Annotated in this window: 7 protein-coding genes and 1 pseudogene; 7 read left to right on the forward strand and 1 reads right to left on the reverse strand. The window is 60.2% G+C overall.

The features are described 5' to 3' along the window. The 7 genes and pseudogenes from VGH41_RS05115 to VGH41_RS05145 all read left to right on the forward strand — a co-directional run. Positions 1-1,618 (forward strand): amidohydrolase (locus VGH41_RS05115; protein WP_331596260.1); only part of this gene is annotated, 1,618 nt, incomplete at its 5' end. Positions 1,619-1,631: 13 nt separating this feature from the next. Further along, positions 1,632-2,076: pseudogene (locus VGH41_RS05120) on the forward strand (DoxX family protein). 15 nt (positions 2,077-2,091) lie between these two features. After that, on the forward strand, positions 2,092-2,784 hold the full coding sequence (locus VGH41_RS05125) for a phosphohydrolase (protein ID WP_331596261.1): 693 nt from the start codon (positions 2,092-2,094) through the stop codon (positions 2,782-2,784). Positions 2,785-2,881: 97 nt separating this feature from the next. Further along, positions 2,882-3,115, forward strand: a complete 234-nt coding sequence (locus VGH41_RS05130) for a DUF1427 family protein (protein WP_331596262.1) — start codon at positions 2,882-2,884, stop codon at positions 3,113-3,115. A 192-nt stretch (positions 3,116-3,307) separates the two neighbouring features. Next, entirely contained in the window at positions 3,308-4,201 is an 894-nt protein-coding gene (locus VGH41_RS05135; RefSeq protein WP_414696606.1) for a glyoxalase, read from the forward strand. 22 nt (positions 4,202-4,223) lie between these two features. Next, positions 4,224-5,669, forward strand: coding sequence for an alginate export family protein (locus VGH41_RS05140; protein WP_414696607.1), 1,446 nt, complete (start codon positions 4,224-4,226; stop codon positions 5,667-5,669). A 937-nt stretch (positions 5,670-6,606) separates the two neighbouring features. After that, entirely contained in the window at positions 6,607-6,909 is a 303-nt protein-coding gene (locus VGH41_RS05145; protein WP_331596264.1) for a hypothetical protein, read from the forward strand. Positions 6,910-7,049: 140 nt separating this feature from the next. On the opposite strand, the gene VGH41_RS05150 is transcribed toward VGH41_RS05145, so the two are convergent. Further along, the coding region (locus VGH41_RS05150) for a PAS domain-containing protein (RefSeq protein WP_331596265.1) at positions 7,050-8,844 on the reverse strand (1,795 nt) is incomplete at its 5' end.

Raw genomic sequence — 8,844 nt, forward strand, 5'->3', positions numbered from 1 at the left:
GGAACTGCGCTGGGATGGCGTGCCCTCGCTGCACGACGCGCTCCAGATGCTGCGCGCGCAGGTGGCGCGCACGCCGGCTCCGCAATGGGTGCGCGTGGTCGGCGGGTGGAACGAATTCCAGTTCGCGGAGAAGCGCGGGCCGACGCTCCAGGAGATCAACGCAATCGCGCCCGATACGCCCGTCTTCATCCTGCATCTCTACGACAGCGCGCTGTTGAATGCAGCGGCGCTGCGTGCCGTCGGCTATGACCGCGACACGCCGAATCCGCCGGGCGGCGAAATCCAGCGCGAACGCCAAGGCAAGCCGACTGGCATGCTGATCGCGCGTCCGAACGCGGGTCTGCTGTACGCGACGCTTGCCAAAGGACCGAAGCTGCCGTTCGACGATCAGGTGAACTCGTCGCGCCAGTTCATGCGCGAACTGAATCGCCTTGGCGTGACGAGCGCGATCGATGCGGGCGGCGGTTATCAGGCCTATCCCGACGACTACGCGGTCATCATGGAACTCGCGAAGCGCAATGAACTGACCGTGCGCATTGCCTACAATCTGTTTACGCAGAACGCGAAGAAGGAAGTCGAAGACTTCGCGAAGTGGGTCAAGCTCACCAAACCAGGCGACGGCGACGACTTCCTGAAAATGAACGGTGCGGGTGAAATGCTTGTGTTCTCCGCCGCGGACTTCGAAGACTTTCTGGAGCCGCGTCCCGATCTGCCGGGCGCGATGGAGAGCGAACTCGAAGCGGTCGTGCGACTGCTCGTGCAAAACCGCTGGCCGTTCCGGCTGCATGCAACTTACGACGAGTCGATCGAACGCTTTCTCAATGTGTTCGAGCGCGTCAATCAGGACACGCCGTTCGGTGGCTTGCGCTGGTTCTTCGACCACTGCGAGACCATTTCGGCGCGCAGTATCGAACGCATTGCCGCGCTGGGTGGTGGCATCGCCGTACAGCACCGGATGGCGTATCAGGGCGAATATTTTATCGCCCGCTATGGCGCCGAAGCCGCTGCGCGCACGCCGCCCGTGCGGCAGATGCTGGCGGCGGGACTGCCCGTCGGCGCGGGGACGGACGCAACGCGCGTCGCGAGCTTCAATCCGTTCGTTTCCTTGTATTGGCTCGTTTCCGGACGCACGGTGGGCGGCACGTTGATGTACGCGGCGCCGGACCGGCTGGATCGCATGGAGGCGCTTCGCCGCTACACGGTCGGCAGCGCATGGTTCTCAAACGACGAGACGAAGAAGGGTGCGCTCGTGCGTGGCCAGCTTGCTGATTTCGCGGTGCTATCGGACGACTACTTCACGATCGGCGAAGAGGAGATCAAGCATCTGACCTCGGTGCTCACCGTAGTGAATGGCCGCGTCGTCTATGCTGCCGACGAATTCAAAACCTTCGACCCGCCTGCGCTGCCGGTCAGTCCGGCGTGGTCGCCGGTGGCGGAGTTCGGCGGCTATGCGCGCTACCGGCCTGTGGCACCGGTGCAGCAGTCGTGCAACGACGCTTGCGTGAACCTGTGCGGCGTGCATCGTCATGCGCATGCATGGGCATGGCGCAGCAACGTGCCCGCTGGCGATGCGAACGCCTTCTGGGGCGCGCTCGGTTGCAGCTGCTTTGCGTTCTAGGCGCTAGCAGACAGTGAACCGCGTTTCCGCCCCCGACGCCGCGCTGCTATTTCTGCGCGTCACTGCGAGCGTGCTCGTGTTTGCTTGTGCATGGACTACCGAAGGCGATCCACTACACGAGCCAGCTCGAAGCGATTGAAGACCCGCTGCATTTCGGCAAGACGCTGACGCTGGGTTTTGCGATCTTCGCGGAGGTGATGTGTCCGCTGCTGATGATCGCGGGCATCGCGACGCGGTTAGCAGCGCTGCCGATCATGCTGGTCTGCGTGATCGCGCTTGGACTCGTGCATCGCGAATGGACGCTGGACCAGGGCCAGTTCGCGTGGATGCTGCTGGTCATGTTCGGAACAATCGCAATCGGCGGCGCGGGACGCTACCGGATCGCACGGCGGCCGAATGCCCCCGGGCTCGCGCAGATCGGCGCGAGCCCGTCCGCCTCTTCAAAATCTGAGGCGTAGACGACGGAGTCGATTATGCCGAGTGAACATGGGGTACGGCTTTTTAAAGTCGAGGGTGTTTGCAATCCCCATTCGCCGCTCGCCGTTGCAACGGCAGAGACAGTACGCGCATCGTTGCCCGAGGTTTTGACGAGGCACGCATCGCGAGTTTTCGTGTTTGCCTCGCTGCATGCACGGCGTGAAGACTACTCATGCGATGACGGCGTGCTGTACGTCGCGGCCATGTTCGCGAACATGGGTTTGAGCGCTGCTTACGCGAATTCGGCGCTGGGCTACGAAATTGACAGCGCGGATGCCGCGTGCGCGTTGCTGAAGTATCACGGCGCACCGTCAGGAGTGCTGGACGAAGTATGGCGCGCCATGGCGCTGCATACGACGCCCGGCCTGCCTGCGCGCACCTCGCCGCTTGCTCGTATGCTGGCGGCGGCGGTGCGCACGGACCTCTTCGCCGACAATCTGGGCGCATACGCATACGCATACGCATACGCATACGCATACGCGCACGCGGAGCGTGTCGCGATTCTCGCCGCGTATCCGCGCGGCGCCGGTTTCAAGGAAAAGATGATCGAAGCAATCGGACGCGGCGTTGCGCATCGCTCGCTATCGACGTTCGGCACGCTGAGCGCGGACGTGCTCGAGCACATCAACCGGGATTTTCATCGGTTGAACTTCTGCGGACTGATTCTCGGCGCGCCGTGGAAAGACTAGCGGCTGCACAGCCGCGCGAATCGACCGAAGAGGGGAAGCAATGAACCTGAAGCAAGACACGCACAGCTCGTCTGCAGCAACGCATGAGGTGTAAACCATGTCATATCTGATTTCGTTGGGCGCGGGCCTTGTGGTTGGCCTGTTGTATTACATCGTGCGCGTGCAATCGCCCGCGCCGCCGCTGATCGCGCTAGCAGGACTGCTCGGAATAGTCATTGGCGAGCATGCAATTCCGTTCGTGCAGGCGCAGATCCGCACGCCGGATGCACAAGCCCAAAGCGCGCCACCGGCGGACAGCAGCAAGCCGACCTCGATATGCGACGAGGACTAGTGGGTGCGGATACGCGACTCGTGGGGCATGGCTGATGATCAAGTGGCTTGTGTTTCCCGAAACCGTCGCTGGAATCGTATCCGCCCGGGCGCTTGACAATCTGATTGCGCCGCAAGGCGGCGACACCTATCAACAGGAAGGAGTGTTTTTATGAGTACCGTCAAGATGGTCCGATTTTTGCGAGGCGCTGTCATGTTAATCGCCGCGCTCGGAGTGGCACTGGCCGGCACGCTGGCTTTCGCCGAGGCCGATTATCAGAACGCGACCAGGAGCATGCCGGTCGTGTCAGTGGGGCCGCAGTACGACACGACGCACGTTTATGTGGCGAACGAGGACATCGACTCGTTCGTGAACAGCTTTATCGCAACGTTCGGCGGCAACGCTTCCCAGCGTGCCGTGTTCACGGTCACGCCGACGCCGAGCAAGACAGCTTCGCAATACGTGCAGACGCCTGTCGGCATGCTGTCAGTGTTCGCGTTCCAGACACCGATTCCGTACCCGTTCGGCAACGAGCGTACGGGCTACCTCGTCACGGACATGGACAAGGCCGTGCGCGCCGCGCGCGCGGCGGGCGCGAATGTGATCGTCGATACATTCGACGACCCGATCGGCAAGGACGCGATTATCCAGTGGCCGGGTGGCCTGAACATGCAGTTGTACTGGCATACGAACGCGCCTTCGTATGGCCCGCTCGAAACGGTGCCCGACAATCGCGTCTATGTCTCGTCGCAGTCCGCGGATAACTTCATCAGGCGCTTTGTGCGTTTCTCGCACGGCAAGGTCGTGTCCGACAACCGCCACGCGGACGGCAGCGAAATCGGCCGGCCCGGTGAGGCGATCCGGCGCGTGCGCATTACGTCGGGCTTCGGCAACATGCTCGTGTTCGCCACCGACGGAAAGCTGCCTTATCCGTTCGGCCGCGAGGTGACCGGTTATCAGGTCGCCGATCTCGATGCGACGCTTACGAAGGCGCAGAGCGCGGGCGTTAAGGTGTTGTCGCCCGCGAATCGTATGCCCGGAGGGCGCACGGCGATCGTTGAATTTCCCGGCGGCTATGTCGCCGAGATTCACGAAATGACGAAGTAACGAGGTGACAGTGCGCCGGTTCATGCGACACAAGATGTCGAAGGCGGCTGCCTGCGTTGCGTTCGCCGTGTGCCGATTGACGGGCGGCGCGAACGCGTTCGCCGCCGATAACACAGCGGAGGCAGACGCGGCCGCCGTGCCTCAATGTACCGCGAAGCGGCCGTCGGCGCTGTCGTTCAATCGTTGGCAGGAAGACTGGTCGGCGCTGGCGAACCCGTGCGTGCCGCGCGAGCCATTCGATGCGCTCAAGTACATCCCGCTCGGCAGCGAGCCGTCCACTTATTTGTCGCTCGGGGCGAATCTGCGCGAGCGCTTCGAACTGAACAACTCACCGCTTTTCGGGCTCGGTGGTGCGCAGCCCGACAGCTACGTGATCCAGCGCGCCGAAGTGCATGCCGATGCGCGTCTCGGCCAACATGTGCAGGCCTTCTTCCAGCTCGAAGATGACCGGCCATTCGGCAAAAATTCCGTGTCGCCCATCGACAAGAATCCGCTCGATATCGAGCAGGCGTTCGTCGCATTCGTCGATGGCGTTGGCGGCGGCACGTTCAAGGCACGCATCGGCCGCCAGGAGATGGCGTTCGACTTGCAGCGGTTCATCTCGGTACGCGACGGGCCGAATGTGCGTCAGGCGTTCGACGCGCTATGGGCTGACTATGAAATCGACAAGTGGCGCTTCATCGGCTATATGACGCAGCCCGTGCAGTACCGTGACGTCACGGCCTTCGACGATGTGTCGAACCGGCATCTCACGTTCAGCGGCGTGCGCGTCGAACGCGCGGACACGGGACCGGGAGATCTGTCCGCATACTGGTCGCGCTACAACCGCGACAACGCACGTTATCTCGATGCGACGGGTACCGAAGACCGCGATGTTTTCGACGTGCATTACGCGGGCAAGCTCGCGCCGTTCGACTGGGACGCGGAGATAATGATGCAGACGGGGCACGTCGGCAACGACACCATCGGTGCGTGGGCCTTCGGGCTGCTCGGCGGCTATACGTTTGCATCAGTGGCGGGCTCGCCACGTCTCGGCTTGCAAGTGGATGGCGCATCGGGAGACCGGCATCCGGGCGACGGGCGCGTCGAGACCTTCAATCCGCTTTTTCCGAACGGCTACTACTTCACGCTGGCGGGATACACCGGCTACAGCAACCTGATACACGTGAAGCCGTCGATCACCTTCAAGGTGTCGCCCAAGATCACATTGCTGACGGCGCTCGGTTTCCAGTGGCGCGAGACGGTGGCCGATGCGATCTACGGGCAGGGAATGGCGGTGGTGCCCGGCACGGCAGGGAAGGGCACGCGCTGGACGGGGATGTATGAGCAGATTCGCGTCGACTGGCTCGTCAGCTCGAACGTGGCGCTCGCGCTGGAGGCGGTGCACTTCGAGGTGGGTGACTCGATTCGCGGACTAGGGGCGAAGAATGCGGACTACGTGGGCGTCGAAGCGAAATTCGGTTGGTGACCGCGTCACCACGACTACGTCGCCGCAACTGCAGAATGGCCCGTCGTCGAATGACGGTTGTCGCGAGTGCTAGAAGATTCGCCTAACGGACTTTGCCGCGCGTCGAATCGCGCCGATACTCCACAAGCAGGCTGCTGCGAGGGGAGGTGGACCGGCAACAGTCAGTGTCGTCGCCACTGCGATCTTCAAGATTAGCATCTTGTTTTTCCTTTGGAAATGCCGTTCAATTCGAACCGGTCAAGGCACGGCGAGCCAGCCAGCGTCTCGACATTGCACGAAGGCCGCGCTTTTTCTGGCGTCTAACCTTGGTCCGAGAAGGACATGATTTGTACGCTAAGCTCACGTTGATCCCAATACATCCGGTGTAAGCGCCGTTGCATTCCCAATAGCAACAACTGAGTGGCACCGTCGATTTCAATCAGTACCCCCGGGCGTGACCCATCGCCGTCAATGCGGGTCATTGCGTCGATTTCCACCTCCGTATATTTCCGGACAAACGCACGGACCTCTTCGTCGCTCTTGTTCGGCGGAAGATTGTTAGTCCACAGCTTCGTGTTGTTATGCCTCCAACTGCTCAAATGTGTGCTGAGCGATTACGTCGGCGTGATTGGATTGAACGGTTCAGAGGGCCGAGTGTTTGATGATAGTTAGCGTGAAAGGACGGCTACTACATGAGTCTGGAATCAATGCAGCGAGGCTATTGGCGCTCGCGGCTCGCTGAGCAATGAGGACAGACGCCTTGACGCGCCTCGGATTACATAAACATGCAATGTCTAAGCCGGGCACAACGATATATGTTGATTCTGTCGATGCTTCATCAAAGCGCCGGAAAATTAGGCTGAAAGGCGCGTATCACGCCTCCAAAGATGTCGTTTTCGTTGGTGCGCAGCCCCAATAACTCGGTACGTTGAATCCGAAGGCTAACCGGAGAATCAAGATGAAAGAGCGACTGCTTCTTGACGCGGACGATCGCCTGAATCAATCGACCGAAGCGGCGCTTTCCGCGTTGATAGGCCAGATAAACGGCTTTGTCCAAAGCGCGGTCCTCGACAGCCGCTGCGCGGCGAAGCTGGTCAAGCGCTTAAAAAATGAGGCAGAAGTGATCCGCGGTACCGAAAGCTCGACGAAGTCGGGGCGCCGCGAGTTGAAAGAGGCATTCGATGAGGTGGAAGCGACGCTTCGGGAACACGATGCCGGCCTACTAGTCGCGGCGAACGCCGCCCTACGCGCGGAGTCATGATCTGACGCTGACGATGGGGCGGGGTGCAGCCAGTTAATGGATAGCGGAATAAATGAACTTCAAAAGTCAGCATGTCCGCAGTGGTTACCTCTGTACCCCCGCTCAACGATTGATCCAGGCATTCATTCACGTAGGACAGTTCAGGCGTCCACCTCCTGCTGGAAAATCTGGACTGGCATGACTGGTAGCACAACTCTGAAGGTTGCCCCATAGCCCTCGTTATTGGAGGCTGTAAGGCTACCTTCATGAGCTTCGACGATGGAGCGGGACACCGCAAGCCCGATGCCCATTCCCTTGCTTTTGGTCGTGACGAATGCGTCGAATATGCTGTCGCCATCCACGATGCCTGAACCGTTATCGATCACCTCGAGCAGCACGGACTGGTCATCAAGGGGTCCCGCAGCGATGAGAATCCTGGGTATGCGTCCCGTGCTTTCCGTAGCATCAATCCCATTCGTGACAAGGTTAAGAAGAACCTGCTGAATCTGTATCTGGTCGACGAACACAGGAGGGAGGCGATCAGGCAAGTCGAACTCAATGTCGGCGGCACGCCTGTTTGCATCTTGCCGTAGCAGCCGTACGGCTTCAAGGACCATGTCTTTCACATTCCGCTCCCGCTTCTGAATGGTTTGCCGCTTGAACAGCGCGCGGATGCTTTTCATCGTCTCGTCGGTGGAACGTGCATCTCGAACTACGCTTTCCACGGAAGCCTTGGCTTCGCTCAGGTTTGGCGGAGACGCTGCGAGCCATCGTTTGCAAGCCTGCGCATTAGCGATAACGGACGTGAGAGGCTGATTGAGTTCGTGTGCGATGGACGCAGAGAGTTCCGCGACCGTAGCAATCTGCGTTGCCCGTGCGAGTTCAGCCTGAGTCTGCCTGAGTCGGTCCTCCGCGCGCTTGCGTTCGTCAATATCAACGCTGAGTCCGTACCATTGAACAATGTTGTCGTCGGAGTCTCTCATTGCTTCAGCAGTGTGTTGATGCCACTGGTAGACGCCGTCCTTCGGGCGAAGCCGGGCAACGTGGCGGTATGGCTCACCAGTCTCAATCGAATTTGTCCACGCCTGCAGCAAGTTATCGAGATCATCAGGGTGGATGGTCTCCCGAAACCCGTGATCCGCGAGTTTCGAAATATCCAGGCCAACAAATTCGGATGTTTTCCGATTAATGTAAGTGAGCCTGCCTTGCGGGTCATCGCACCAGAGCATGGCTGGTATGGTGTCAATGAGCGCGCGCAATTCGAGTTCTCGCTGTTCTAACGCAGCTTCGGTCTGTTTGAGGTCGGTGATGTCCGCACCTACGCCGAACCAGTGCAGGATCTGCCCGCTTTCGTCGCGAAACGGTTCGCCGCGAGCGAGGTACCAGTGCAGTTTCCCATCGGCGCCAGTAATCTGGTATGTATCCTCGTAAGAGGTACCTTCGTGGACAGCGCGCCTCCAGCCCGAGCGAACACGGGCACGGTCAACTTCCGGGATAAGGTTTAGTATCAGTTCCCGGTCGAATTCCTCCTCACTCTTTCCCAGGAACGTGAGCATTTGCCGATTCCGTCTCTCGACGTCTCCTTGCGGTGTGGACCGCCAGATCATTGCAGGCAATACGTCCACGAGCCTTCGCAAGTCAAGCTCGTCTGCGCGAAGGGCCTCCTGCGCCAATTGCCGCACGTGGATATCTGTCAAAAGACCAAACCAGTTCACAATATTACCGTCGGCATCCTGCATGGGAGTGCCTTTACATTGGTACCACCGATACGTGTTGTCTGCCGCGCGGAACCGACAGACCCAGTCGTAAGGCTTCCCAGTATCGAGGGAATCTCTCCAGGCTTCGCTTGTTGACGCAACGTCGTCCGGGTGCACCAGCGAAAGGCAGCCGTTCGCTATCAACTCATCGAGCCGTAGTCCGGTGTAGTCTTCGGCGCGCTTGTTCACGTATTCCAGG

It is taken from the genome of Paraburkholderia sp. (assembly GCF_036488795.1).
Classification (GTDB): domain Bacteria; phylum Pseudomonadota; class Gammaproteobacteria; order Burkholderiales; family Burkholderiaceae; genus Paraburkholderia.

Bases quoted from the DNA above. Each gene is read 5' to 3' on its own strand.
- VGH41_RS05130 (WP_331596262.1), top strand. From the start codon at position 2,882: ATGTCATATCTGATTTCGTTGGGCGCGGGCCTTGTGGTTGGCCTGTTG.
- VGH41_RS05135 (WP_414696606.1), top strand. From the start codon at position 3,308: ATGTTAATCGCCGCGCTCGGAGTGGCACTGGCCGGCACGCTGGCTTTC.
- VGH41_RS05125 (WP_331596261.1), top strand. From the start codon at position 2,092: ATGCCGAGTGAACATGGGGTACGGCTTTTTAAAGTCGAGGGTGTTTGC.
- VGH41_RS05145 (WP_331596264.1), top strand. From the start codon at position 6,607: ATGAAAGAGCGACTGCTTCTTGACGCGGACGATCGCCTGAATCAATCG.
- VGH41_RS05140 (WP_414696607.1), top strand. From the start codon at position 4,224: ATGCGACACAAGATGTCGAAGGCGGCTGCCTGCGTTGCGTTCGCCGTG.